Source organism: Azospirillum baldaniorum, from assembly GCF_003119195.2.
GTDB lineage: Bacteria > Pseudomonadota > Alphaproteobacteria > Azospirillales > Azospirillaceae > Azospirillum > Azospirillum baldaniorum.
Window position 1 is genome coordinate 1,449,698 of the sequence record NZ_CP022253.1, and the last position, 24,517, is coordinate 1,474,214.

Here is a 24,517-nt window from a genome sequence, read left to right on the forward strand (position 1 = left end):
CGTTCTGCGCCTTCTTTGTCCATTTTCGCCGCCGTTCCCACTCTGCTAAGCAGCGTCATCGCTCCGTCAGTGAAGGCCATCATGTCCCCCGTCACGCCCGCCTGGGCTCCCGAGACTTTCGCCCGCCGCCGCCCCCATCTGGCCGTGCGCGGCCGCGTGCTGGGCGCCGTCCGCCGCTTCTTCGAGGAGAACGCCTTCCTGGAGGTGGACACCCCGGCGCTCCAGGTCTCGCCGGGGATGGAGCCGCACCTCCAGGCCTTCGCGACGGAACTGGTGGGGCCGCACCCCGACGACCGGCTGCGGCTGCACCTGCACACCAGCCCCGAATTCGCCATGAAGAAGCTGCTGGTGGCGGGACTGCCGCGCATCTACCAGATCGCCCACGTCTTCCGGAACGGCGAGCGGTCGGCCACCCACGCGCCGGAATTCTCCATGCTCGAATGGTACCGGGCGGGGGAGGGCTACCGGACGCTGATCCGCGACTGCGAGGACTTGGTGCGCGAGGCGGCGGTCGCCGCCGGGCGGACGCGATTCGACTTCCGCGGCATGACCTGCGACCCCTTCAAGGAGTGGCGGGTGCTGACCGTGCAGGACGCCTTCCGCGAGTATGCCGGGATCGACCTGCTGGAAACCTTCGACGGCAGCCACGATCCCGACCCGGCCCCGCTGGCCGCCATGGCGCGGGCCATCGGCATCGCTCCGCACGACGGCGACCGCTGGGAGGACATCGTCTTCCGCATTATGTTCGACCGGATCGAGCCGCATCTCGGCGCGGGCGTGCCCTGCGTGCTCACCGACTATCCCGTCTGCATGGCCGCCCTGTCGCGCCCCAAGCCCGAGGACCCGCGGCTGGCCGAGCGGTTCGAGCTGTACGCCTGCGGCCTGGAACTCGCCAACGCCTTCGGCGAGCTGACCGACGCCCGTGCCCAGCGCGCCCGCTTCGAGGCCGACATGGATTTGAAGGAGCGCATCTACGGCGACCGTTTCCCGGTGGACGAGGATTTCCTCGCTGCGCTGGAGCATGGCATGCCGGAATGCAGCGGCATCGCGCTGGGCTTTGACCGGCTGGTCATGCTGTGCAGCGGGGCGGAGCGCATCGACGAGGTGCTGTGGCTGCCGGTGGCGGGGGCCTGACCCCACCCGCCACCCGGTACCGGCGTCTTCAGGCGGTGACGTCGATCACCACGCGGCCGCGCACCCGACCGTCGAGGATCTGGCCGGCCAACTCCGGCAGCTTCGACATCGGCTCCACCGTGTACATCGCCTTCAGGTGGTCCTTGTCGAGGTCGCGGGCCAGCCGCGCCCAGGCGCGCTCGCGCCGCGCCGCCGGAGCGGCGACCGAATCGACGCCGATCAGCGTGACGCTGCGCAGGATGTGCGGCAGCACCGTGCCCGGCAGGTCGGCGCTGCCCGCCAGCCCGCAGGCGGCGATGGCGCCGCCCCAGACGGTCTGCGACAGGGCGTTGACCAGCGTGATGCCGCCCACCGAATCGACGCCGCCGGCCCAGCGCTCCTTCTGGAGCGGCGGGCCTTTCTCCTGAAGGGTGGCGCGGTCGATGAAGCCGGTGGCGCCCAGGCCGGACAGGTACTCGTGGGTCTCGGGCCGTCCGGTGGAGGCGGTGACCGGGTAGCCGGCCTTGGTGAGCAGGGCGACCGCGACGGAACCGACGCCGCCGGCCGCCCCGGTGACCAGAACCTCCTTGCCGCCGGGCTGGATCGTGCCCCAATCCTCCAGAGCGTCGACGCAGAGCGCCGCGGTGTAGCCGGCGGTGCCGATGCCCATCGCCTCCTCCGGCGAGAAGACGTCGGGCAGGCGGATCAGCCATTCCGGCTTCACGCGCTGGAACCGGCTGTAGCCGCCCCACTGGGTTTCCGACAGGCCCCAGCCGTTGACGATGACCTTGTCGCCGGCCTTCCAGTCGGCGGAGCGCGATTCCACGACCGTGCCGGCGAGGTCGATGCCGGCGACCATCGGCAATTTGCGGGCGATCCGGCCCTTGCCGGAGACGGCGAGGCCGTCCTTGTAGTTCAAGGTGGAGTAGGCGACCTCGACCAGCACGTCGTGATCGGGCAGGTCGGTCAGGCTCAGCGGCTTGAAGCCCCCCTTGGGCTTGCCGTCGGCGTCTTCGATGATGAAGGCGGTGAAGGTGTCGGCCATGCGGATTCCTCTCCCGGGTCGGGTTCTTGATTGGGGGAAAGCCTAGCACGGACGCGGTGATGGACAAGAGGCGGGGAGGGTGGAGCGAACGGGCGGCGCCCGCGCGCTCCACCGGGGTGCGGATCAGAAGGTGATCCTGGTCTGGAGCGCGATCACGTCCACGTGGGCCTTGTAGTCGGCGGACAGGTTGCCGCGGAAGGCGTCGCTGCCCGTCAGGTTGTCGCGCAGGTCGATCTTGGCCTTGTTGGCGAAGATGTGGCTGTAGCCGATGTCGGTCCGGATGTTGTCGGTGACTTGGTAACCGGCGCCGATCGACACCCAGTAACGGTCCTCGTCCGGGATGCGCGGCGTGCGGTACTGGTCGCTGACCGGGGTCTGGTCATAGGCCACGCCGAAGCGCAGGGTCAGCTTCTCGTTCCACTTGTAGGCGGCGCCCAGCGCGAAGAACCAGGAATCGTCCCAATTCTCGTCGGTCACCGTGTCGGTGCGCAGTGGGTTGCGGTAGCGGATGCGCAGTTCCTTGAAGCGTGACCAGTTGGTCCATTGCGCGTCGGCCATCACGGCGAAGGAGCTGGTCAGCTCATGGTAGGCGCCGAAGGAGATGATGTCCGGCGTGGCGACCTTCGCCCGCACCGGCGAGCCGGCGAAGCTGGCCTGGAGCGCCGGAGTCGCGGGAACGCCCTCGAACTTCGAATCGCCGTCCAGCTCATGGAAGACGGAGGAGCGGTAGGAGACGCCGAAGCGGGTGCCCTTGGCCGGCTCGTACAGCATGCCGGCGGTGAAGCCGACGCCCCAGTCGTCGCCCTTCACCTCGCCCACGCCGTCGCGCGAGCCCGGCGCGATGGGAACGCCGGTGGCCGCCAAGATGGAGCCGAAATCCACGGCCTGGCTCAGACGGGCCTTGGCGTACTGGAACTGCAGGCCGCCGGCGATGGTCAGGTCCGGCATCAGCCGGTAGGACACGGTCGGGGAGATGTTGATGGTCAGCAGGCTGGAATGGATGCCGTGGTAACGGCCGGTCCAGCTTTCCGGATAGTCGGTGGACAGGCCCCAGGGCGCGGTGATGGCGAGGCCCAGCTTCACGTCCGGCGACACTGTGTAGGCCAGATAACCCGACGGAATCACCGCGTCCATGCCGATGTCTCCGGGGTCGGAGGTGCCCTGGATGGTGCTGCCGCCCAGCCGCGTGGCACGGGTGCCGCGGGCGTTGCTGGTCTTCGAGGTCGGGAACACGCCGCTCAGCACGCCGACCGCCTGATTCCCCTCGATGGTCCCCAGGGCCGCGGGGTTGAAGAAGAGGCCAGTGGCATCGCCCATGCCGTTGGCGGTGGCGCCCGCGAAGGAGGTTCCCTGGCCCGAGGCGCTCTGCTCCTTCAGCAGATAGCCGGCGGCCCCGGCCGGCAGCGGGGCCGCGATGGCGACAACGGCGACGGCGGCGAGCAGATTCCCCTTCAGTGACCCTTTGGACATGCGTTTCTCCCCAATTTCGTTATTTGACGCAATGATACACAGATTGACGTTAACGTAAAGTGGCCCCGCTGAAAAAATGTTGGGCCAACAAATCATGCGCCCGCGGGTGTACTTGGGGGAGGGGAATGCCCGCTACGGTCGATTCGCCGCGGCATGAGGACGCGGGTGTGAAAATCGGGATATTGGGGGCGCTCAGCCCAGCCAGCCGGCGACCATGGCCATGCCGGCGCCGATCACCCCTTGGGCGTCGGTCCAGATCAGCTTCGCCGTGATGGCGATGGAGGCGACGACCAGCATGGGCCGCACGATGGCGGCGCCGTTGCGGATGACCATGTGCGCGCCGATCTGCGCGCCGATCATCTGGCCCACTCCCATCAGCAGTCCGGCTACCCAGGCGATCTGGCCGCCGGCCAGGAAGAAGAGGAGGGCGGCGATGTTGCTGGTGAAGTTCAGCACCTTCGTGTGGGCGGTCGCCTTGCGCAGGTTGAAGCCGAGCAGCGAGACGAAGGCGATGGCGAAGAAGGTGCCGGTGCCCGGCCCGAAGAAGCCGTCGTAAAAGCCGATCCCCATCCCGGCGAGCAGGGCGAATCCACGCTCCCCGATGCGCTGCTGCGCGTCGATCTCGCCGGCCTTCGGCGAGACGAGCAGCCAGATGGCGATGCCGATCAGCAGCACCGGGATGACGTTGCGCAGGAATCCCGGATCGATCATCTGGACGATGATGGCGCCCGCCGCGGAGCCGGCGAAGGTGCAGCCGATCATCACCGCCATGTCGCGCGGCTTCACCTCGCCGCCGCGGGTGAACTTCACCGCGGCGGAGAAGGAGCCGAAGCTGGATTGCAGCTTGTTCGTCGCCAGCGCCTGCGCGGGCGACAGGCCGGCCCAGAGCAGGGCGGGGAGGGTCAGAAGCCCGCCGCCCCCGGCGATGGCGTCGACGAAGCCCGCGACAAGGCCGACCGCGAACAGCGCGGACAGCGTCTCGATGGAAAGGAGGTCCATGATCCGGCGGCGGCCTTCGTTACCCTTCGGCCGCGGCGATGGCGGCGTTGAACGCCTTCACGGCGGTACCCGGCCCATCGGGATGGTTCCACACGGCGCCGACCACGGCCAGGAAATCGGCCCCGGCGCTCACCAGCGGCCCGCAATTCTCCTGGGTGATGCCGCCGATGGCGACGCAGGGAACCTCCATCAACTCCGACCACCACCGGAGCAGCTCCGGCTCCGCCTTGAATTCGGCGTCCTTGGTGGTGGTGGGGAAGAAGGCGCCGAAGGCGACGTAATCGGCTCCGGCCTCGCCCGCTTCCATGGCGAGATGGCGGCTGTCGTGGCAGGTCACGCCGACGATGGCGTCGTTTCCGACGATCCGCCGCGCCTGGGCGTAGGGCGTGTCTTTCTGCCCGACATGCACGCCGTCGCAGCCAGTCTCGCGGGCCAGTTCGGGATGGTCGTTCAGGATGAAGGCCACACCGCGGTCCTGGGCGATCGGGCGCAGGGCGTCGCAGGCCCGGCGCACGGCGTCGTCGGAGCAGTCCTTCAAACGCAACTGGACGCAGGCGACATCGCCAGCGTCCAGCGCTTCGGTCAGTTTCGGCGCGAACGCCGCCGGTTCCAGGACCGGCGGCGTCACGAGGTAGAGCCGACAGGCGGTTTCGGTCACCCGAGGCGATCCTTACTCTTTGCCCTGGTAGATCTTCATGATCCGGTCGAGCAGCTTCAAAGCGTCTTCGCGCGGGCGCTGGAAGGCGTTGCGGCCGATGATCGAGCCGTTGCCGCCGCCGTCGCGGATCGCGCGGGCGTCCTCGAACACCGCGTCCTCGCCCTTGGTGGCGCCGCCCGAGAAGACCACGATGCGGCGGCCGTTGAAGGCGCACTGCATGATGTGGCGGACGCGGTCGGCCTGGGTGGCGATCGGGATGTTCTTGGACTCGTAGACCTTCTTGGCCTCCGCCTGCTCCAGATGGGCCGACGGCAGCTTCACCTTGATGATGTGGGCGCCGAGCAGCGCAGCCATGTGGGCGGCGTAGCCGATCACGTCGATGGCCAGTTCGCCCTCCTTGGAGATCGTGCCGCCGCGCGGGTAGGACCACAGAACGGTGGGCAGGCCGACCGACTTGGCCTCCTTCGACAGCTCGCGGATCTCCTCGTACTGGTCGTACATGGCGTCCGAGCCGGGGTAGATCGTGAAGCCGATGGCCGAGCAGCCGAGGCGCAGCGCGTCCTGCACCGAGGCGGTGACCGCCTGGTCGGCGTCCTCCTTCTGGCGCGACAGGCTGTTGGCGCTGTTCATCTTGAGGATCAGCGGGATCGAGCCGGCGAAGGTCGAGGCGCCGGCCTCCAGTGACCCCAACGGGGCCGCGTAGGCGTTGCAGCCGGCGTCGATGGCGAGCTGGTAATGGTAATGCGGGTCGTAGCCCGGCTCGTTCGGCGCAAAGCTGCGCGCCGGGCCGTGCTCGAAGCCCTGGTCGACGGGGAGGATCACCAGCTTGCCGGTGCCGCCCAGCTTGCCTTCCATAAGAATGCGGGCAAGGTTGGCCTTGACGCCCGGGGTGTCGCTTTCGTAGTTCGCAAGAATTTCCTTAACACGACGAGTGAGCTTCATCTGGCTCTTCCCCTTGGGGTTTCTGTCGGAAATGCGGCCCTCATAGCCCAGCGCGGGACTCTTTGCAACGTCGGCAGGGGTGTAACGCGGCCTCCCGCGGCGGCAAAAGGGCCAATCCGAGAGGGCGGGTTCGGGCTTCGCCAAAGGGCGAGGTGAGGGCCGGCGGGCGGCGGCGTTCCGCCCGCCCATTTATGTCACAGCACGGATTGGACGATGACGTAGAGGCCGTAGCCCGCACCCACCGCCACGGCCCAGGCCCCGGCGGCCAAGCCGGCCCAGACGACGAGCAGGCGGGCGCCGCGGATCTTCTCCACCTGAGGCGCGGGAAAGCGCGCGCCGCGCGGAAGCCCGTCCGGCCTCTCCGGATGGAGCAGGGTGGAGTCCTCGCCCTTCAGCGGTGTGGCGTCCGCCTGGGGCCGCAAAGGCGTGGTCGTGGTCATGGGGGTGGTACCGCATCGTGATGATGAAATCACCATACACCACTTTTGATCGTGCGGATTCGGGGAAAAAGCGGTATCGCCTTGGGACTATTCCGTGACATGGCCTTCGTTTCGCCCGTTCAGCCAATTCCGGCAGACGCGCCGGGGATCGTGGGCACCGCGCAGGTCGAGGGCTTCGGGAAGCGTCGTCAGCAGGCGGGCGCTGCGCTGCGCGGCGATGTCGGCCAGCCGCTCCGCGACATCCAAGCGCCCGGTGAACAGGATCGCACCGATTCCGGCGGACAGCGCGCCCAGGGCATCGCCGGGCCGGTCGGCGCAGTCGAGCACCGCGGTCATCGCAACCGACGGGTGCCGGGCGGCGGCGCGGGCGGCAACCTCGCGAAACCAGCCGGCCCCGGCGGAGGCCGCCGCACCGGGCGCGCTGACCAGCAGAAGGGAAACGCCGAGGTCCGCCGCCGCGGCGCAGGCGGCGTCGGCGTCGGTCAGGCTGTGGATGCGGATGGGGCGGAGATGCGGGGGCAGGACGGTCATGGGAGCAGGGGGCATGACGGGAAAAACAGGGCAGGCATTCCCTTGGCCCGATTCCGGGAATTGAGGCAGGTCAAACCGCGGGGGCGGAGGCGAGGCTATCCTTCCAACCTACGCACTCCTGGGGTCGCCGCCGATGATGGACTATAAGGGCTACAAGGCCCAGATCGATTTCGACAACGACGCCGGCATCTTCGTCGGCGCCGTCATCAACACGCGCGACGGCATCACCTTCACCGGCCGCTCGGTCGATGAGTTGCGCAGGGCCTTCCGCGAGGCCGTGGACGATTATCTGGCGATGGCCTGCGACATGGCGGGCAACACCGAGCAGCCCTATTCCGGCAAGCTCGCCATCCGCGTCAACCCGATGCTCCACCGCGCCATCGCCACCTGTGCGGAACGCGAAGGCAAGAGCGTCGCCGCCTGGGTCGCCGATCAGTTGACGCAGGCCACGGGAATCAACGCCGTCAAGGCTGGGTGACCGCGACCGCTGTCGCAACAATCTGCTCATGAAAAAAGGGCGCCCCGTTCAGGGCGCCCTTTCTCTTTGCAGCAAGCCGCGGACGGCTTACTTGGCGTTGGCCATGGCGACGGCGGTGTCGCTCATGCGGTTGGAGAAGCCCCACTCGTTGTCGTACCAGGTCATGATGCGGACGAAGTTGCCGTCGATGACCTTGGTTTCGTTCAGCGCGAAGATCGAGCTGTGCGGGTCGTGGTTGAAGTCGGTGGAGACCAGATCCTCGGTGTAGGCACCCAGGATGCCCTTGAGCGGGCCGTTGGCGGCCTCGGCGATCGCCTTGGTGATCTCCTCCACCGAGGTGGCGCGCTTGGCGGTGAACTTGAAGTCGACCACCGAGACGTTGGGCGTCGGCACGCGCATGGCCGTGCCGTCCAGCTTGCCCTTCAGCTCGGGCAGCACCTTGCCCACCGCCTTGGCCGCGCCGGTCGAGGTCGGGATCATGTTCAGCGCCGCGGCGCGGGCGCGGTGCAGGTCCTTGTGGTTGGTGTCGACGATGCGCTGATCCCCCGTGTAGGAGTGGATCGTCGTCATGAAGCCCTTCTCGATGCCGATCAGCTTGTTCAGCACGAAGGCCACCGGGGCCAGGCAGTTCGTCGTGCACGAGGCGTTCGAGACGATGCGGTGATCGGCCTTGAGCTGGTCGTGGTTGACGCCGTAGACCACCGTGATGTCCTCGTCGGTGGCCGGGGCGGAGATCAGCACCTTCTCCGCACCCGCTTCCAGATGCTTGGCGGCGTCGGCGCGCTTGGTGAAGATGCCCGAGCATTCCATGGCGATCTGGATGCCCAGATCCTTCCACGGCAGCTTGGCCGGGTCACGCTCCTGCACGACCTTGATCGCGTGGCCGTTGACGATCAGGGCGCCGTCCTTGACCTCAACGGTGCCGGGGAAGCGGCCGTGGACGCTGTCGTACTTCAGCAGGTGGGCGTTGGCCTTGAGGTCGGCCAGGTCGTTGATCGCCACGACCTCCACGTCGTTGCGGCCGCTCTCGTAGATGGCCCGCAGAACCAGACGGCCGATACGGCCAAAACCGTTGATCGCTACCCGAACAGCCATTGTTTTTCCTCCAGTCTGGCATTCCCCGACCCCGAACCATCCGGCTTGGGGCGGTAACTCCCGGCCCCGGATGTGTGGTCCGGGGCGGCAATTGTCAGCCCCGGACCGTCGGCCCGGAGCCCGATCCCGCGAACGCTCGCTCTTTTACAGGCGCGCCTTCGCCGCGGCGACCACGGCCTCGGCGGTAATGCCGAAGTGCTTGTAGAGTTCCTGATAGGGAGCCGACTCGCCGAAGCCGCTCATACCCACGAAGGCGACGGCCGTGGCGCCCGGATAGCCGAGCCAGCGGTCCCAGCCCTGACGGATGGCGGCCTCGACCGCGACGCGGACGCCGCTGCCGAGAACGGAAGCCTTGTAGGCGTCGTCCTGCGCCTCGAACAGCTCGAAGCTCGGGATCGACACCACGGCGGCGCCGATGCCCTCGGCCTGCAGCGCCTTGCGGGCCTCGGCGGCCAGCGAGACTTCCGAGCCGGTGGCGAGCAGCGTCACCTTGCGCTCGCCCTCGGCCTCCAGGATCACGTAGCCGCCGCGGGCGGAGCGGTTCTCCGCCGCATGCTCGGTGCGCAGGGTCGGCACGTTCTGGCGGGTCAGCGCGAGGACGGAGGGGCCGTTGACGCGCTCGAGCGCGATCTGCCAGCACTCCGCGGTTTCCACGGCGTCGGCCGGGCGCAGGGTCAGCAGGTTCGGGATGGCGCGCAGAGCGGCCAGATGCTCCACCGGCTGGTGGGTCGGGCCGTCCTCGCCGAGGCCGATCGAGTCGTGGGTCATCACGAAGATCGAGCGCTGCTTCATCAGCGCGGCGAGACGGATCGACGGGCGGCAGTAATCGGCGAACTGCATGAAGGTGCCGCCGTAGGGGATGACGCCGCCGTGCAGCGCCATGCCGTTCATGACGGTGGCCATGCCGTGCTCGCGCACGCCGTAACGGACGTAGCGGCCGTTGAACTCGCCGCGGCCCTTCACGTCGGCGGTGTTCTTCGCCTTGGTGTTGTTCGACGGGGTCAGGTCGGCGGAGCCGCCGATCATCTCCGGCACCGCCGGGACCAGGATGTCGAGCACGTTGCCCGAGGCGACGCGGGTCGCCCAGCTCGGCTTGTCCTCCGACACCTTCTTCTTGAAGGCGGCGATCAGCTCGTCCAGGCCGGCGGGAACGCCGCGGTCCATGGCCGCCTCGAACGCCTTGCGGGCGGAGGGGTCCATCGCCGCGACGCGCTGCGTCCAGTCGGCGTAGGCGGCGTCGGCGCGGGTGCCGGCGGCGCGCCAGGCGTCCAGCACGTCCTGCGGGACGACGAAGGCCTCGTGCGGCCAGCCGAGATTCTCGCGGGTGGCGGCCACCTCGTCGGCGCCCAGCGGCGAGCCATGGCAGCCGTGGGTGTTGGCCTTGTTCGGGGCGCCCTTGCCGATGATGGTGCGGCAGGCGATCAGCGTCGGCTTGTCGGAGGTCTGCGCGGCCTCGATGGCCTTGGCGACGGCTTCGGGATCGTGGCCGTCGACGGTCGCCGTGTTCCAGCCGTAGGAGCGGAAGCGGGCCGGCGTGTCGTCGGTGAAGCTGAGGTCGGTCGAGCCGTCGATGGAGATGTGGTTGTCGTCCCACAGCACGATCAGGCGGTTCAGCCCGAGATGGCCGGCCAGCGAGCAGGCCTCGTGGCTGACGCCCTCCATCAGATCGCCGTCCGACGCGATGACGTAGGTGAAGTGGTTGATCAGGTCGTCGCCGAAGCGGGCGTTGGTGATGCGCTCCGCCAGGGCGAAGCCGACGGCGGTGGAGACGCCCTGGCCCAGCGGACCGGTGGTCATCTCGATGCCCAGAGAGGGGTCGACCTCAGGGTGGCCCGGCGTCAGGCTGCCGAGCTGGCGGAAGCGCTTCAGCTCGTCGATGGTCATCCGCTCATAGCCGGTCAGGTAGCCCAGCGAGTAGATCAGCATCGAGCCGTGGCCGGCCGACAGGATGAAGCGGTCGCGGTCGGCCCAGGCCGGCTGCTTCGGGTTGAACTTCAGAAAGCGCGTGAACAGCACCGTGGCCACGTCGGCCATGCCCATCGGCATGCCGGGGTGGCCGGACTTCGCGGCCTCCACCGCGTCCATGGAAAGCGCGCGGATGGCGTTCGCCATGGTGGTGATGGGGGCGGGCGGGGTGGCGGCGGAAGCAGCGGACATCGGGCAGGGTTCCTGAAGAAATGTTCCCGTGGGCAGGCGGGCAATTCGAACGGGGTTGGGCCGAGCGGGGTCGGGCAACACCGATTGGGCGGGAAACCAGGGGTTCCCGCAGGACGCGCGCACCATGCAGAAGCCGTGTGCGCAGGTCAACACGGGAATGGGGATGGCGGCCCGGCTTTCCGCGCATTTTGGAGGGGCCGTTTCCACCGCAATCTGCGGCGTAATTCCGGTTGACGGCGCGGCATGGCCGGCCCAACTGTAGCGCTCGGCATTTTATGCATGTGCGAACTGCTGCCCGCCCGCCGTCCATCCGTCCGTCAAGGTTCCCCGCCCATGGATTCCCTGAAAGCCTCGCTCGACCGCCTCTCCAAGGCCGTGGATCGTCTGGAGCATGCCGCGTGTGCCCGCGAGGAACGGGTGGCCAAGCGCGAGCAGGAGCTGAGCGATTCCCTGCGCGAGGCCCGCATCGAGCAGGCGCGGGCCCAGGAGAACGCGGAAACCGTGTCGAAGCGTCTGGAGGCGGCCATCGGCCGTCTCGAAGCGGTTTTGGAGAATTGAGCCATGGCCCAGGTGGACATCGAGGTGAACGGGCGCGCCTACCGCGTCTTCTGCCAGGACGGCCAGGAGGCCCGCCTGCGTGAGCTGGCCGGCTTCGTCGACGCCAAGCTGAAGCAGGTGACCGGGGGCGGCAAATCCGGGTCGGAGGCGCAGATGCTCGTCCTCACCGCCATCGTCATGGCCGACGAGATGCAGGATGTGATGGCCGGTCGCGGCCTCGCCCCGCTGTCCACGGTCAACGAGGCCGAGGTGGCCGCCGCCGTGGACAATGTCGCTTTGCGCATCGAAGAGGTTGCCGCGCGGCTCGAGCGCGCCTAAGTTAGCTCTTGGAAGGTCGCTGCCTGGTTCGTCAGGTCGCAATAATCCCCAGGGCCGATAATCTTAGACTCTCGGGAGCTGTCCCTGTCCGGACCCTGGTCCGGGTACACGGCGCCCACCTGCTCTGCAGGTCATGGAGGATAAGCAATGCCAACGGCCAAGGCGGCACCTTCCGCCTCTCTCCTGATTTTCCCCGACGTTTCCAGGCGACGATGACCGACCCGCGCGCGGCCAAGGACGCCGCCCGAGCCCAGGCGCGCGCCCGGCGCGATTCCCTCAGCGACGACCAGATGCGCGCTTTTGCCGCGGATGCTCTGCGCGAGCGCTTCCTGGAGGAACTGGTCCGACCGGGGCTTCTCCCCGATGGCCCGGTTGCCGGTTACTGGCCGCTCGGTTCGGAACTCGACGTGCGGCCTTTGCTGCTCCATCTTAGGACGGGCGGGCTTAAGACAGGCGGGCGCTCCATCGCGCTTCCGGTGTCCGGGCCGCGCGGGCAGGCGTTGACCTTCCGTGACTGGGACCCGGCGCTGCCGCTGGCCGCCGGCCGCTACGGCATCCAGGAGCCGGGCGCCGACCGGCCCGAGGTGGTTCCGGCGGTGCTTCTGGTGCCGATGCTGGCCTTCGACCGCAGCGGGCACCGGCTGGGCTACGGCGCCGGCTACTACGACCGGACGCTGGACGCCCTGCGCGCAATCCGTCCCGTCCTGGCGGTCGGCATGGCCTTCGCCGCGCAGGAGATGGACGCGGTGCCCTGCGGGGCGCACGACGAGCGGCTCGATTGGATTCTGACGGAGCGCGAGACGCTCCGCTTTACGCAGTGAAGGTTGGGGACGATGCGGCTTTTGTTTCTCGGTGATGTGGTGGGGCGGTCGGGACGCGACGCGGTGATCGCGCACATGCCCATGCTGCGCGACCGGCTGGACCCCGACCTGACCGTGGTCAACGGCGAGAACGCCGCCGGCGGCTTCGGCATCACCGTGAAGATTGCCGAGGAGTTCTTCGCGGCCGGCGTGGACGTGGTGACGCTGGGCAACCACAGCTGGGACCAGAAGGAGCTGGTGGCGGCGATCGACCAGCAGCCGCGCATCATCCGCCCGCTGAACTACCCGGAAGGCACGCCGGGGCGCGGCTTCGTGCTTCTGCAGGCGCGGGGCGGGCGCAAGGTGCTGGTGATGAACGTGATGCTGCGCCTGTTCATGGACCCGATGGACGATCCCTTCGCGGCGGTGGACCGGGTGCTGCGCGCCCACCGGCTGGGTCCCAACGGCGCCGACTCCATCCTGGTCGACGTCCATGGCGAAGCGACCAGTGAGAAGATGATCATGGGCCATTTCTGCGACGGCCGCGCCTCGCTGGTGGTCGGCACGCACAGCCATGTTCCCACGGCGGACCATGTGGTGATGAAGGGCGGCACCGCCTATCTGACCGACGCCGGCATGTGCGGCGACTACGACAGCGCCATCGGCATGAAGAAAGAGGTCGCCATGGCCAAGCTGATCCGCAAGCTGCCGACCGAGCGGCTGAGCCCGGCGGAAGGCGAGGGCACGGTCTGCGGCTGCTACGTCGAGACGGACGACCGCACCGGCCTCGCCACCAGCATCCAGCCGGTTCGGCTGGGCGGGCGGCTGAGCCAGTCCATGCCGGTCCGGGGCTGAGCGGCGCCACCGGCTCCGGCCCCGCGGGGCGCAAAAGGGGCGCCCCAATACTGCCATATTGACTTTCTATATGGGTAGGTGTCGTCTCCGGCGCCTAGGGCGTGCGGTGGCGCACAAAGGCTGGTACATGTGTCCCACCGCTTACCAAGCTGTTTCACAAGACCTTGTATCTTTGAATCCATCTGGGGCTCGTTCGACGCATGGCCGGTCATAGCCAATTCAAGAACATCATGCACCGCAAAGGCGCGCAGGACGCCAAGCGGTCGAAGATCTTCAACAAGCTCGCCCGCGAGATCACCGTGGCGGCCAAGGGCGGCCTGCCGGACCCGGCGGCCAACCCGCGCCTGCGCGCCGCGATCACCGCGGCCCGCGTGCAGAACATGCCGCGCGACCGCATCGACCGCGCGATCAAGCAGGGCACGCCCGGCGGTGGCGATGACGCGAACTACGACGAGGTGCGGTACGAGGGCTACGGCCCCGGCGGCGTCGCGCTGATCGTCGAGGCGCTGACCGACAACCGCAACCGTACGGCGTCGGAAGTGCGCTCGGCCTTCACCAAGTATGGCGGTTCGCTGGGCGAGACGAACTCGGTCAGCTTCATGTTCAGCCGTGTCGGCGCGATCTATTACCCGGCCGCCGCGGCGGCCGCGGACGCCGTGTTCGAGGTGGCTCTGGAAGCCGGCGCCGAGGACGTGGCGTCCGACGAGAACGGCCACGAAGTCACCACCACGGTGGAGAATTTCGCGATCGTGCGCGACGCGCTGGAGGCCAAGTTCGGCGGTGCGGAAAGCGCGCGCCTGACCTGGAAGCCGCTGAACACCGTCGCTCCGTCCGAGGACGCCGCCGCCAGCCTGATGAAGCTGCTGGACGTGCTGGAGGACAACGATGACGTCCAGACCGTCGAAGGCAACTTCGACATCTCCGACGAGCTGATGCAGAAGCTGACGGCCTGATTTCAGGCCGCGGAGCGGAGGGAACCGGGGTGCTTGGGCAGGCCGGAAGGAACGGGGCGGCGCAACAGCCGCCCGTACGCCTGTTGGGGCTGGACCCCGGCCTCCGCCACACCGGCTGGGGCGTCATCGACGTGTCCGGCAACCGGCTGACCCATGTGGCGGACGGCGCCGTCCATTCCGACGGTGACCGTCCGCTGGCCGAACGGCTGTGCCAGATCCACGACGCGCTGACCGGGGTGCTGGAGCGCTACCGCCCCGACGAGGCGGCGGTGGAGGAGACCTTCGTCAACAACAACGCGGTGTCCACGCTGAAGCTGGGGCAGGCGCGGGCGGTGGCCCTGCTGGTCCCGGCGCTGGCCGGGCTGTCGGTGGCGGAATACGCCAACAACATGGTGAAGAAGGCCGTGGTGGGGCAGGGCCGGGCCGACAAGACGCAGGTGCAGGCCATGGTGCGCCTGCTGCTTCCCGGCTGCGCCATCACCACGCCGGACGCCGCGGACGCCCTGGCCGTGGCGATCTGCCACGCGCATCACCGCGCAAGCTGGCAGATGTGGCGGCGGAGCGACGTGCAGTCCCTCTCCCCTCCGGGGAGAGGGTGGCCCGTAGGGCCGGGTGAGGGGGATGCGCATGGCGGTATGTCCGGCACGCGCGCAACCCCCTCACCCCAACCCTCTCCCCAGAGGGGAGAGGGGGTGTTGCTGCCGGTTGCGAAGGACAAGCCGGCGCCTTTGCACACCAATCGGGCCGTTCAAATGCGGCGCGATTCCACCGAGGTGGAAAAGATCATATGGCAACGTTTGCGGAACGCGCAGATGGGGGCCAAATTCCGTCGGCAGGAACCTATTGTCGGCTTCATTGTGGATTTCGTCGCGCACGACCATCGGTTGGTGATCGAACTGGACGGCGGACAGCACGCCGATCAGGCGCCCTATGACGAGCGCCGGACGCGCATGCTGGAACAGGCCGGTTTCCGTGTGCTGCGCTTCTGGAACAACGACGTGAACGACAATCTGGAAGGCGTTCTCGAAACCATCCGCACGGTGCTTTCCGCGACCACCGTGTTGCGCCGTGATCCCCTCCAGCGTTTGAGGGACAAGGAGAATTCCCCATGATCGCCAAGCTCACCGGTGTCGTGGATTCGGTCGGGACCGACTGGGTGGTGGTGGACGTCAACGGGGTCGGCTACCAAGTCGCCTGCTCCAACCGCACGCTGTCGCGCATGACAGTGGGGGAGCGGCGGGCGCTGGTCGTCGAGACCTTCATCCGCGACGACCGGATCACCCTCTATGGCTTCGCCGATTCCGGCGAGCGCGACTGGTTCCGGCTGCTGACCACCATCCAGGGCGTCGGCTCGCGCCTCGCCTTGTCGATTCTCGGCGTGCTCGACCCGGACCAGCTCACCCGCGCCATCGCGGCGCAGGACAAGACGGCGCTCACCCGCGCCGACGGCGTGGGGCCGAAGGTGGCCGCGCGCATCGTCAACGAGTTGAAGGACAAGGTGGGCAACCTCACCCTCGGCGCCTCGGCTGCCGCCGCTCCGGCGGCGGGCGGCAAGGCGGCGCCGGCGGCGGGCGGCCCTGACAACATGGTCATGGCGGACGCCGTCTCGGCCCTCGTCAACCTCGGCTACGGGCGGTCGGAGGCGTTCGGCGCCGTCGTGGCCGCCGGGCGCAAGCTGGGCGACGGGGCCGGCGTGTCGGAGCTGATCCGCCATGGCCTCAAGGAACTCAGCCAATGACCGCCGACCAGAACGGCTCCGATCCCGACCGGCTGGTGCAACCGGGGCGGGGCGCCGGCGACTCCGGCGAAGCCTCGATCCGCCCGCTGTCGCTCGCCGAGTTCATCGGCCAGCGGCAGGCCCGCGAGAACCTGTCGATCTTCATCCAGGCCGCCCGTTCCCGCGGCGAGGCGTTGGACCATGTGCTGCTGTTCGGGCCGCCGGGCTTGGGCAAGACGACGCTGGCCCAGATCGTCTCGCGCGAGCTGGGGGTGGGCTTTCGCGCGACCTCCGGCCCGGTCATTGCGCGGGCCGGCGACCTCGCCGCGCTGCTGACCAACCTGCAGCCGCACGACGTCCTGTTCATCGACGAGATTCATCGCCTTAATCCCGCCGTGGAAGAGGTGCTCTATCCCGCCATGGAGGATTTCCAGCTCGACCTCATCATCGGCGAAGGCCCGTCGGCGCGGTCCATCCGGATCGACCTGCCGCCCTTCACGCTGGTCGGCGCCACCACCCGGTCCGGCCTGATCACGCGCCCCTTGCGCGAACGGTTCGGCATCCCCGTGCGGCTGCAATTCTACGAACCGGACGAGCTGGAGCTGATCGTCCGCCGCGCCGCGGCCGTGTTCAACATGCTCATCACGCCGGAAGGGGCGCGGGAGATCGCCAACCGCTCGCGCGGGACGCCGCGCGTGTCGGGACGGCTGCTGCGCCGGGTCCGCGACTTCGCCTCGGTGGCCGGTGTGCCGGAAGTGGACGCCCGCATCGCAGACGCCGCCCTGACCCGGCTGGAGGTCGACCGGCTCGGCCTCGACAGCATGGACCGGCGCTATCTCGGCATCATCGCCAACAACTACAACGGCGGCCCGGTGGGCGTGGACACGCTGGGCGCCGCACTCGGCGAGCAGCGCGACGTGCTGGAGGAGGTGGTGGAACCCTACCTGATCCAGCAGGGCTTCCTGCAGCGGACCCCGCGCGGGCGCATGCTGACCGACCAGGGCTTTCGCTATCTCGGCCTTAACCCGCCGTCGGCGCCGACCCGCCAGTTCGATCTGCTGGACCGGCTGTCGGAGGCGAACCCGGACCCGGAGGACGGCGATGTCTGACGGTACCGGGATGGCGAATCTCTCGGGCTGGTTTGACGAGAACGCGCAGCACAGGCTGCGCTTGCGGGTCTACTACGAGGACACGGACGCCGGGGGTCTGGTCTATCACGCCAACTACCTGCGCTTCTTCGAGCGGGCGCGCACCGAGATGCTGCGGCTGACCGGATTCACCAACGCCGGGCTGGCCGAAAGCGACGGTGTGTCATTTGCGGTACGACGGGCGGAGATCGATTTTGTCGCTCCCGCAAAGCTCGAGGATACGCTTGAAGTGGTGACGCGAATCACCGATACCGGCGGTGCCTCCTTCGCAGTTGCACAACTTGCCCGTCGCGACGGCCGCGACCTCGCGCGGGCGGTGATTCAGCTGGCGATGATCAATTTGGCCGGTAACCGGGCCGGACGTCCCGCGCGCCTTCCGGCGCCGGTCCGCGAGGCGCTCATCGATTTGTACAAAAGGCAGAAGCGAGACTGACTGCGATGGATCTGAATTCCGCCCAGGTGGTCGGGGCCGCGGCGAAGGCTCACGACATCACGATGTGGGGCCTGTTCTGGCAGGCCGACCTGATCGTCAAGGTCGTGATGCTGATGCTGCTGGTTGCCTCGGTGTGGTGCTGGGCCATCATCATCGAGAAGCTGATGCGCATCCGCCGCCTGAACGCGCAGGCGGACGCCTTCGAGGAGAGCTTCTGGTCCGGCGGCTCGCTGGACGCGCTGTACGACCGCATCGGCCAGAACCCGAGCGATCCGATGTCGGCGACCTTCGCCGCCGGCATGCGCGAATGGCGCCACGCCGCCGACCGCGGCATCGGCTCCATGAAGGGCTCGCTGCAGCAGCGGGTCGAGCGCGTCATGTCGGTGACCATCGGGCGCGAGATGCTGCGCGCCGAGCGCTACATGACCTTCCTGGCCTCGGTCGGTTCGACGGCCCCCTTCATCGGCCTGTTCGGCACGGTGTGGGGCATCATGAACTCCTTCACCTCCATCGCCGCGTCGGGCAACACCAGCCTCGCCGTCGTCGCCCCCGGCATCGCCGAGGCGCTGTTCGCCACGGCGCTGGGTCTCGTGGCCGCCATTCCCGCCGTGATCTCGTACAACAAGTTCACCACCGACCTCGGCCGCTACGCCGACCGGCTGGAGACCTTCTCGGGCGAGTTCTCGGCGATCCTGTCGCGCCACCTCGAGGAGCGGGGAGCCGCCTGACATGGGAGCCCAGCTCGCAGGAAAGGGCGGCCACGGTCGGGGCCGCCGCCGCGGATACCGCGCGATGGCCGACATCAACATGACGCCCTTCATCGACGTCATGCTGGTGCTGCTGATCGTCTTCATGGTCGCGGCACCGCTGCTGACCGTCGGCGTGCCGGTCGATCTGCCGAAGACCAACGCCGCCCCGCTGGAGGCGCAGAAGGACCCGCTGTTCGTGACCGTCCAGTCCGACGGCCGGGTCTATGTGCAGGAGACGGCGGTGGAGACGGCCAACATGGTGCCGCTGCTGATCGCCGTCACCAACAACAACCCAGACGCCCGCATCCTGGTGCGCGGCGACGCGAAGATCGCCTACGGCAAGATGCTGGAGGTGATGGGCACCATGAGCGCCGCCGGCTTCAAGAAGGTCGGGCTGGTCGCCGAGATGCCCAGCGGGCCGGGCGCCACCGGGCCGCGCGTCGGCGGCTCGGCGCAGCGCTGAGACGCCACGGCGAGTTGAAGGCTGACCCATGCGCAAACCCCTGATCGCCTCGGCAACGCTGCACGTCGCGCTGGTCGCGCTGTTCGTGCTCGGCATGCCGCCCAGCGATCGCAAGCTGGACATCCCCGAGTCCATCCCGATCGAGATCGTGGACATGGGCGAGGTGACGCAGGCCGCGCGCGTCGACAAGGGCGAGCCCAAGCCGTCGGCGCCCAAGCCGCCGGTTCCCGAGGCCAAGCCGAGCCCGCCGGCCCCCGCGCCGCCGGAGCCGGCCAGCGAGCCGCCGCCCCCGCCGCCGCCCCGGCCCGAGCCGAAGGTTCCGGAGCCGCCCAAGGTTGCCCAGGTGACGCCGCCCCCGGCGCGCGAACCGCCGCCGCCGCCCAAGCCGGCACCGCCCCCGCCGCCGCCCGATCCGGAGCCGGCGCCGGTGGTCAAGCCGCCCGAGCCCAAGCCGGAACCGAAGCCGCAGCCTCCGAAGCCGGAGCCGCCCAAACCGGAACCGCCGAAGCCTGAGCCTCCCAAGCCCGAGCCCCCGAAGCCGGAGCCGAAGAAGCCCGAGCCGCCGAAGCCGGAACCGGCCAAACCGGAACCGCCCAAGCCCGAGCCCAAGAAGCCCGAGCCGGCCAAGCCGGAGCCTCCGAAGGCCGAGCCGAAGAAGCCGGAGAAGCCGCCGGAGAAGACCGACGCGTTGGCCGACCTTCTGAAGAACGTTCAGAAGAACGCCCCGGCCAAGCCGGCGGCGTCCGAGAGCAAGGCCGACGCCAAGCCGACCCAGCACGCCGCCGCATCGGCGGCGCCCTCGACGGCGCCCTCAGGGGCGGCCAAGGCGGTGAACGGACCCGACAAGCCGTTCAAGCCGTCCGGGCGCGCCATCGACGGCATCCGCGGCGCGGTGAGCAAGAACTGGAACTTCGACCCGGGCCGCAAGGACGCCGGGAACATGCAGGTGGAGATCATCGTTGAGCTGGGCCGCGACGGTTCGGTCCTCAACGCGACGATCAACGAGAGGTACCGCTCCCGCTACATGTCGGACGCGGCCTTCCGGGCATCGGCCGACGCCGCGCTGCGCGCGGTGAAGCGGGCCAGCCCCCTGCCCATCAGCGAGTTTTCCGGCGACTTCACGCCCGCCCGGTATGAAGAGTGGCGTTACTTCGTGTTCAATTTCGACCCGAGGGACATGTTCTGACGATGACGAAGAAGACGAGGCTCCTGCTGAAGGCCGCCGGTTGCGCCGGCGCCCTGCTGCTCGCCCTCGGCGTCGCGGCGCCCGCCCCGGCCCGCGCCGAGGTGCGAATCGACATCACCAAGGGCGTGGTCGAGCCGCTGCCGATCGCCATCACCAGCTTCGCCGGTGCCGGCGGGCGCGAGGCGCAGGTCGGCTCGGACATCTCCAAGGTGGTCGCCGCCGATCTGGAGCGGTCGGGCCTGTTCCGGCCGCTCGACCCCAAGGGCTTCCTGCAGACCCCCGACCAGCTCCGCTCCGGCGAGCCGCGCTACCAGGACTGGCGCGCCGTCGGCGCCCAGGCGCTGGTCGCCGGCAACACCACCGCCATGGGCGACGGCCGCATGAAGGTCGACTTCCGCCTGTGGGACGTCGCCGCCGGCCAGTACATGCAGGGGCTGAGCTACACCGCGACCGCCGACAGCTGGCGCCGCATCGCCCACATTATCGCCGACGCCATCTACAAGCGGCTGACCGGCGAAGAGGGCTATTTCGACACGCGCATCGTCTATGTGGCCGAATCCGGCCCGGCCAACGCGCGCAAGAAGCAACTCGCCATCATGGATCAGGACGGTGAGAACCATCAGTTCCTGACCGACGGCAAGAACCTCGTCCTGACGCCGCGCTTCTCGCCGGCGACCCAGGAAATCACGTACATGTCGTACTTCAACAAGAAGCCGCGTGTGTACCTGTTCAACATCGACAGCGGTCGCCAGGAAGTCCTCGGCGACTTCGTCGGCATGACCTTTGCCCCGCGCTTCTCGCCGGACGGCAACAAGGTCGTCATGAGCATGGCGCAGAACGGCAACACCGACATCTACGCCCTGGACCTGCGGACCCGCCGCCAGACCCAGCTCACCGATTCGCCGGGCATCGACACCGGCCCCAGCTACTCGCCGGACGGCCAGCGCATCGTCTTCGAGTCGGACCGCGGCGGCAGCCAGCAGCTCTACATCATGAACGCGGACGGTTCGGGGCAGAAGCGCCTGACCTTCGGCGAGGGCCGCTACGGCACGCCGGTGTGGTCGCCGCGCGGCGACCTGATCGCCTTCACCCGCCAGCGGGGCAGCAGCTTCGCGCTCGGCGTGATCCGTCCGGACGGCACCGGCGAGCGCATCCTGACCGAGTCGTTCCACGTGGAAGGCCCGACCTGGGCGCCGAACGGCCGCGTGCTGAGCTTCTTCCGCGATGTTCCGGCCGGGGACGGCCGCGGGCGAAGCGCGAAGCTCTACACCATCGACGTGACGGGCGCAAACGAACGCCGTGTGATCACTCCGCTCGACGGCTCCGATCCCGCATGGTCGCCCTTGATTCCCTAGTGGAGTAGCCCTATTTTGCGCGCGCAAGAACGACGCTCAAGACGAAGGCCGGAAGTCGGTACTTCCGTCGGGGTCTGGCGGAAGTCGGCGGCGTTCTTCCTCCACAATCCGGTCAAAACATATCGTGTCGCTTAGGGGGTCATTTAACATGCGTATCAAGTATCTGAGCCTGATCGCGGCCGTCGCTCTGGTTGCCGCTTGCGAAACCGCTCCGAAGGATGCCGGCAACGCCAACGCCAATGGCGCCGCCACGTCCAGCCAGATCCGCCCGGGCTCGCAGGAAGACCTGGTCGTCAACGTCGGCGACCGCGTGTTCTTCGGTCTCGACCGCTACGACCTGGCTCCGGAGGCTCGCGCCACCCTGGACCGTCAGGCTTCCTGGCTGAAGCAGTACCCGAACGTCACCGTGACCGTCGAAGGCCACGCTGACGAGCGCGGCACCCGCGAGTACAACCTCGCCCTGGGTGAGCGTCGCGCCAACTCGGTGAAGAACTACCTCGTCGCCGGCGGCATCAACGCCTCGCGCGTCAAGGTCATCTCCTACGGCAAGGAGAAGCCGGCGGTCCTCGGCTCGAACGAGGCCTCCTGGGCGCAGAACCGCCGTGGCGTGACCGTCGTCGACTAACGACGGCGCCCGTCCGGGTTCCAAGGAAAACGCCGCTCCGGAGCGATCCGGGGCGGCGTTTTTCTTTTGGGACGGTGGGGAGGGTTGGGGTGTGGACAAAGTCCCCATCTCTGAATGCAGAACGCAAAAAACCACGCAAGCCGGTCAACGGCTGCGCTTCAGCAATCTCAAAGAAACAACGAAGGGGGAGGATGGTGCTGCCAGAGAGGATTGAACTCTCGACCTCTCCCTTACCAAGGGAGTGCTCTACCACTGAGCTACGGCAGCGCCGGGACGGTGTCTGTGGCCGGGAAGAACTTGCGGCCAACCGTCGAAGTGGCGCGGGTTATGCCATAGGCTTTGCGCCGATGCAAGCGATGAAGTGCCTTCGCGGCAAAGAAAAATGGGCGGGGAATTCCCCGCCCATGGTCACGTCCGTTTCCCGGTCGATCAGTCGGAGCCGCCCTGGTTCAGCGCCCCGGCCTCACCGCCCGCCACGGCGTTGCCGAAGGCGCTCGGCGGCGGCAGGACGGCCTCCGCGCGGAAGTCGGGGACGATGTTGGACAGGATCGTCATCACCCGCTCCGCGTCCCCGGCCCGCGCGGCCGTTTCCAGCTCGCCCAGGGCGCGGTTGATAAGGGCGTAGTCGATCACGCGGGGGGAGGCGAGGAACACGCCGTCGGCCTCCGTGCGTGTCGGAGCCTCGGTCGAGGTCAGGATCTCCTCGAACAGCTTCTCGCCCGGGCGCAGGCCGGTGAACTCGATCTTGATGTCGTGGCCGGGCCGGTAGCCGGCCAGCCGGATCATCTGCCGGGCGAGGTCGACGATCTTCACCGGCTCGCCCATGTCGAGCACCAGCACCTTGCCACGCTCCTCCAGGCGGGCCACGCCGTGGGCAGAGGCCTGGAGCACCAGTTCCACCGCCTCGCGCACCGTCATGAAGTAACGACGCATGTCGGGGTGGGTGACGGTCAGCGGGCCGCCCTTGGCGAGCTGGCGGGTGAACAGCGGCACCACCGACCCGCTGGAGCCCAGCACGTTGCCGAAGCGGACCGTCATGTAGCGGGTTGCCGTCTCGCCGCCGTCGCGCGGCGGCAGCATGTCGAGCGCCTGGCAGTAGCATTCGGCAAAGCGCTTGGTGGCGCCCATCACGCTGGTCGGGCGGATCGCCTTGTCGGTGGACACCAGGACCATCGCCTGACAGCCGTTGGCCCGCGCCGCGTCGGCGACATTGCGGGTGCCGATGACGTTGGTCAGCGCGCCTTCCGACGGGTTGGCCTCCACCAGCGGCACATGCTTCAGGGCCGCGGCGTGGAAGACCATGTGCGGGCGTTGCGTCTGGAACAGGCGGAAGATGCGGTCGCGGTCGCGCACGTCGGCGATCACCGCCTGGAGCGCCAGGGCGGGGAAGCGCTCCCGCACCTCCATCTCGATGCTGTAGAGGTTGAACTCCCCGGCATCGACGAGGGTCAGCGTCTCCGGCTGGAGGGCGGCGATCTGGCGGACCAGCTCGCTGCCGATGGTGCCGCCCGCTCCGGTGACGACGACGCGCCGTCCGGTGACGAGGCTGGCGATGGCGCCGCGGTCGAGAACCGCCTGGGGACGGCCCAGAAGATCCTCCAGCGCGATCGGGCGCACCTCGATCTTGCCTTCCCCCAGCGCCGACTTGAACTCGGTCAGGCTGGGCAGGCGGGCCATGGACAGGCCCAGCGATTCCGCCTGTTCCAGCAGGTCGCGCAGCACGGTGCCGGGCACGTCGGCCTGACCCTTGGCGACGATCAGGCGTTGCGGGCGGTCGCCGCGCTGCGCCAGATCCTCGACCACGCGGGGCAGGTCGTCGGGGCCGCCCAGGACGGGCACGCCGCGGATGGCGTGGCCGATGCGCCGGTTCTTGTCGTCCAGCAGGCCGACCACCCGGTAGGCGGCGCCGGCGTTCTGGTCCAGCGAGCGGATGAACAGTTCCGCCGCGTCGCTGACGCCCAGCAGGAGCACCGGAATGCGCGGCACCCCCGTCGAATCCCGGTCATGCAGGCCCAGCCGGCGGTCCTTCACGAGACGGTAGGCGAAGCGCGGGCCGCCCAGCAGGACGAGCTGCACGAACCACAGGATCACCGGCAGGGAGCGGGGCAGGGCCTCCAGCCGGGTCAGCAGGAACATGACCGCCAGGAAGCACAGCACGACCGTCGTGACCGCGCGCAGGAGCTGCGCCAGATCGGGGACGGAGGCGTAGCGCCAGATGCCGCGGTACAGGCCCGAGAAGCGGAACACCACCGCCGCGATCAGCACCAGGATGGGCAGTCCCGTCAGCAGCGGGTCTCTGTATTCCTGGAACGCCTGCTCGCCCACACGCAGATACAGAGCCACGACCAGGGCGGCGGCCGTCATCGTCAGATCGTGCAGGTAGACGAGGGACGCCCGCGGAGACGGGATACGCATGCGCTTTACCTTAG

General features: G+C 68.5%; 26 protein-coding genes, 1 tRNA gene, 1 other RNA gene and 1 pseudogene. 18 read left to right on the top strand and 11 right to left on the bottom strand.

The features are described 5' to 3' along the window. Nucleotides 1-81: 81 nt before the first annotated feature. Entirely contained in the window at nucleotides 82-1,134 is a 1,053-nt protein-coding gene (gene epmA / locus Sp245p_RS06790) for an EF-P lysine aminoacylase EpmA (RefSeq protein ID WP_014240820.1), read from the top strand. A 28-nt stretch (nucleotides 1,135-1,162) separates the two neighbouring features. On the opposite strand, the gene Sp245p_RS06795 is transcribed toward epmA, so the two are convergent. From Sp245p_RS06795 to Sp245p_RS06825, 7 genes are all read right to left on the bottom strand, one after another. Next, entirely contained in the window at nucleotides 1,163-2,158 is a 996-nt protein-coding gene (locus Sp245p_RS06795; protein WP_014240819.1) for an MDR family oxidoreductase, read from the bottom strand. Nucleotides 2,159-2,281: 123 nt separating this feature from the next. After that, nucleotides 2,282-3,628: an OmpP1/FadL family transporter gene (locus Sp245p_RS06800; protein WP_014240818.1), complete on the bottom strand. Its 1,347-nt coding sequence runs from the start codon at nucleotides 3,626-3,628 to the stop codon at nucleotides 2,282-2,284. Between the two features lie 192 nt (nucleotides 3,629-3,820). Beyond that, nucleotides 3,821-4,627 carry a TSUP family transporter gene (locus Sp245p_RS06805; RefSeq protein ID WP_014240817.1) on the bottom strand — a complete coding sequence of 269 codons (807 nt, stop codon included), beginning with the start codon at nucleotides 4,625-4,627 and terminating at the stop codon, nucleotides 3,821-3,823. A gap of 19 nt (nucleotides 4,628-4,646) precedes the next feature. Then, the gene (gene thiE, locus Sp245p_RS06810; RefSeq protein WP_014240816.1) at nucleotides 4,647-5,285 is read right to left on the bottom strand and encodes a thiamine phosphate synthase; all 639 of its coding nucleotides are present in this window, start codon (nucleotides 5,283-5,285) and stop codon (nucleotides 4,647-4,649) included. A 12-nt stretch (nucleotides 5,286-5,297) separates the two neighbouring features. Beyond that, on the bottom strand, nucleotides 5,298-6,227 hold the full coding sequence (locus tag Sp245p_RS06815; RefSeq protein ID WP_014240815.1) for a class I fructose-bisphosphate aldolase: 930 nt from the start codon (nucleotides 6,225-6,227) through the stop codon (nucleotides 5,298-5,300). A 194-nt stretch (nucleotides 6,228-6,421) separates the two neighbouring features. After that, nucleotides 6,422-6,667: a hypothetical protein gene (locus tag Sp245p_RS06820; RefSeq protein WP_014240814.1), complete on the bottom strand. Its 246-nt coding sequence runs from the start codon at nucleotides 6,665-6,667 to the stop codon at nucleotides 6,422-6,424. Between the two features lie 87 nt (nucleotides 6,668-6,754). Beyond that, nucleotides 6,755-7,198: a hypothetical protein gene (locus Sp245p_RS06825; RefSeq protein ID WP_014240812.1), complete on the bottom strand. Its 444-nt coding sequence runs from the start codon at nucleotides 7,196-7,198 to the stop codon at nucleotides 6,755-6,757. A gap of 133 nt (nucleotides 7,199-7,331) precedes the next feature. Between Sp245p_RS06825 and Sp245p_RS06830 the strand changes: the two genes are divergently transcribed. After that, nucleotides 7,332-7,676, top strand: a complete 345-nt coding sequence (locus Sp245p_RS06830; RefSeq protein WP_014240811.1) for a type II toxin-antitoxin system HicB family antitoxin — start codon at nucleotides 7,332-7,334, stop codon at nucleotides 7,674-7,676. A gap of 87 nt (nucleotides 7,677-7,763) precedes the next feature. On the opposite strand, the gene gap is transcribed toward Sp245p_RS06830, so the two are convergent. After that, the gene (gap, locus tag Sp245p_RS06835; RefSeq protein WP_109138421.1) at nucleotides 7,764-8,771 is read right to left on the bottom strand and encodes a type I glyceraldehyde-3-phosphate dehydrogenase; all 1,008 of its coding nucleotides are present in this window, start codon (nucleotides 8,769-8,771) and stop codon (nucleotides 7,764-7,766) included. A 144-nt stretch (nucleotides 8,772-8,915) separates the two neighbouring features. Beyond that, nucleotides 8,916-10,928 carry a transketolase gene (tkt, locus tag Sp245p_RS06840; RefSeq protein ID WP_014240501.1) on the bottom strand — a complete coding sequence of 671 codons (2,013 nt, stop codon included), beginning with the start codon at nucleotides 10,926-10,928 and terminating at the stop codon, nucleotides 8,916-8,918. A gap of 333 nt (nucleotides 10,929-11,261) precedes the next feature. Here tkt and Sp245p_RS06845 point away from each other — a divergent pair, with 333 nt between their 5' ends. The 16 genes and pseudogenes from Sp245p_RS06845 (at nucleotide 11,262) to pal (ending at nucleotide 22,088) form a co-directional block, all read left to right on the top strand. After that, a complete protein-coding gene (locus Sp245p_RS06845) occupies nucleotides 11,262-11,486 on the top strand; it encodes a hypothetical protein (RefSeq protein WP_014240503.1) in 225 nt (74 codons plus the stop codon). Between the two features lie 3 nt (nucleotides 11,487-11,489). Then, nucleotides 11,490-11,804, top strand: a complete 315-nt coding sequence (locus Sp245p_RS06850; protein ID WP_014240504.1) for a cell division protein ZapA — start codon at nucleotides 11,490-11,492, stop codon at nucleotides 11,802-11,804. 13 nt (nucleotides 11,805-11,817) lie between these two features. Beyond that, nucleotides 11,818-11,977, top strand: a non-coding RNA gene (gene ssrS, locus Sp245p_RS06855) — 6S RNA. A gap of 39 nt (nucleotides 11,978-12,016) precedes the next feature. Beyond that, nucleotides 12,017-12,625, top strand: coding sequence for a 5-formyltetrahydrofolate cyclo-ligase (locus tag Sp245p_RS06860; RefSeq protein WP_014240505.1), 609 nt, complete (start codon nucleotides 12,017-12,019; stop codon nucleotides 12,623-12,625). Between the two features lie 12 nt (nucleotides 12,626-12,637). Continuing rightward, nucleotides 12,638-13,459, top strand: coding sequence for a TIGR00282 family metallophosphoesterase (locus Sp245p_RS06865; protein WP_014240506.1), 822 nt, complete (start codon nucleotides 12,638-12,640; stop codon nucleotides 13,457-13,459). A gap of 200 nt (nucleotides 13,460-13,659) precedes the next feature. Beyond that, a complete protein-coding gene (locus tag Sp245p_RS06870; RefSeq protein ID WP_014240508.1) occupies nucleotides 13,660-14,412 on the top strand; it encodes a YebC/PmpR family DNA-binding transcriptional regulator in 753 nt (250 codons plus the stop codon). A gap of 29 nt (nucleotides 14,413-14,441) precedes the next feature. Next, a pseudogene (gene ruvC / locus Sp245p_RS35640) lies at nucleotides 14,442-14,951 on the top strand (crossover junction endodeoxyribonuclease RuvC); the annotation flags it as partial. Nucleotides 14,952-15,047: 96 nt separating this feature from the next. Next, a complete protein-coding gene (locus Sp245p_RS35645) occupies nucleotides 15,048-15,524 on the top strand; it encodes an endonuclease domain-containing protein (RefSeq protein WP_275042729.1) in 477 nt (158 codons plus the stop codon). Further along, a complete protein-coding gene (ruvA, locus tag Sp245p_RS06880; RefSeq protein WP_014240510.1) occupies nucleotides 15,521-16,150 on the top strand; it encodes a Holliday junction branch migration protein RuvA in 630 nt (209 codons plus the stop codon). Before Sp245p_RS35645 ends, ruvA begins: the two co-directional genes overlap by 4 nt. Beyond that, nucleotides 16,147-17,238 (top strand): Holliday junction branch migration DNA helicase RuvB, encoded by a 1,092-nt coding sequence (gene ruvB, locus Sp245p_RS06885; protein WP_014240511.1) that lies wholly within the window; start codon nucleotides 16,147-16,149, stop codon nucleotides 17,236-17,238. The genes ruvA and ruvB overlap by 4 nt, the downstream gene beginning before the upstream one ends. After that, nucleotides 17,231-17,710 (top strand): tol-pal system-associated acyl-CoA thioesterase, encoded by a 480-nt coding sequence (gene ybgC / locus Sp245p_RS06890; RefSeq protein WP_109138422.1) that lies wholly within the window; start codon nucleotides 17,231-17,233, stop codon nucleotides 17,708-17,710. The genes ruvB and ybgC overlap by 8 nt, the downstream gene beginning before the upstream one ends. A gap of 5 nt (nucleotides 17,711-17,715) precedes the next feature. Next, a complete protein-coding gene (gene tolQ, locus Sp245p_RS06895) occupies nucleotides 17,716-18,438 on the top strand; it encodes a protein TolQ (protein ID WP_014240513.1) in 723 nt (240 codons plus the stop codon). 1 nt (nucleotide 18,439) lies between these two features. Next, nucleotides 18,440-18,922 (top strand): protein TolR, encoded by a 483-nt coding sequence (tolR, locus tag Sp245p_RS06900; RefSeq protein WP_014240514.1) that lies wholly within the window; start codon nucleotides 18,440-18,442, stop codon nucleotides 18,920-18,922. 28 nt (nucleotides 18,923-18,950) lie between these two features. Next, nucleotides 18,951-20,108: an energy transducer TonB gene (locus tag Sp245p_RS06905; RefSeq protein ID WP_014240515.1), complete on the top strand. Its 1,158-nt coding sequence runs from the start codon at nucleotides 18,951-18,953 to the stop codon at nucleotides 20,106-20,108. 2 nt (nucleotides 20,109-20,110) lie between these two features. Further along, entirely contained in the window at nucleotides 20,111-21,463 is a 1,353-nt protein-coding gene (gene tolB / locus Sp245p_RS06910) for a Tol-Pal system beta propeller repeat protein TolB (protein ID WP_014240516.1), read from the top strand. A gap of 148 nt (nucleotides 21,464-21,611) precedes the next feature. Beyond that, nucleotides 21,612-22,088 (top strand): peptidoglycan-associated lipoprotein Pal, encoded by a 477-nt coding sequence (gene pal, locus Sp245p_RS06915; RefSeq protein ID WP_014240517.1) that lies wholly within the window; start codon nucleotides 21,612-21,614, stop codon nucleotides 22,086-22,088. Nucleotides 22,089-22,280: 192 nt separating this feature from the next. On the opposite strand, the gene Sp245p_RS06920 is transcribed toward pal, so the two are convergent. Both Sp245p_RS06920 and Sp245p_RS06925 read right to left on the bottom strand, forming a co-directional pair. After that, nucleotides 22,281-22,355: transfer RNA gene (locus tag Sp245p_RS06920), tRNA-Thr, on the bottom strand. A 162-nt stretch (nucleotides 22,356-22,517) separates the two neighbouring features. After that, nucleotides 22,518-24,503: a polysaccharide biosynthesis protein gene (locus tag Sp245p_RS06925; protein WP_014240519.1), complete on the bottom strand. Its 1,986-nt coding sequence runs from the start codon at nucleotides 24,501-24,503 to the stop codon at nucleotides 22,518-22,520. Between the last annotated feature and the right edge of the window lie 14 nt (nucleotides 24,504-24,517).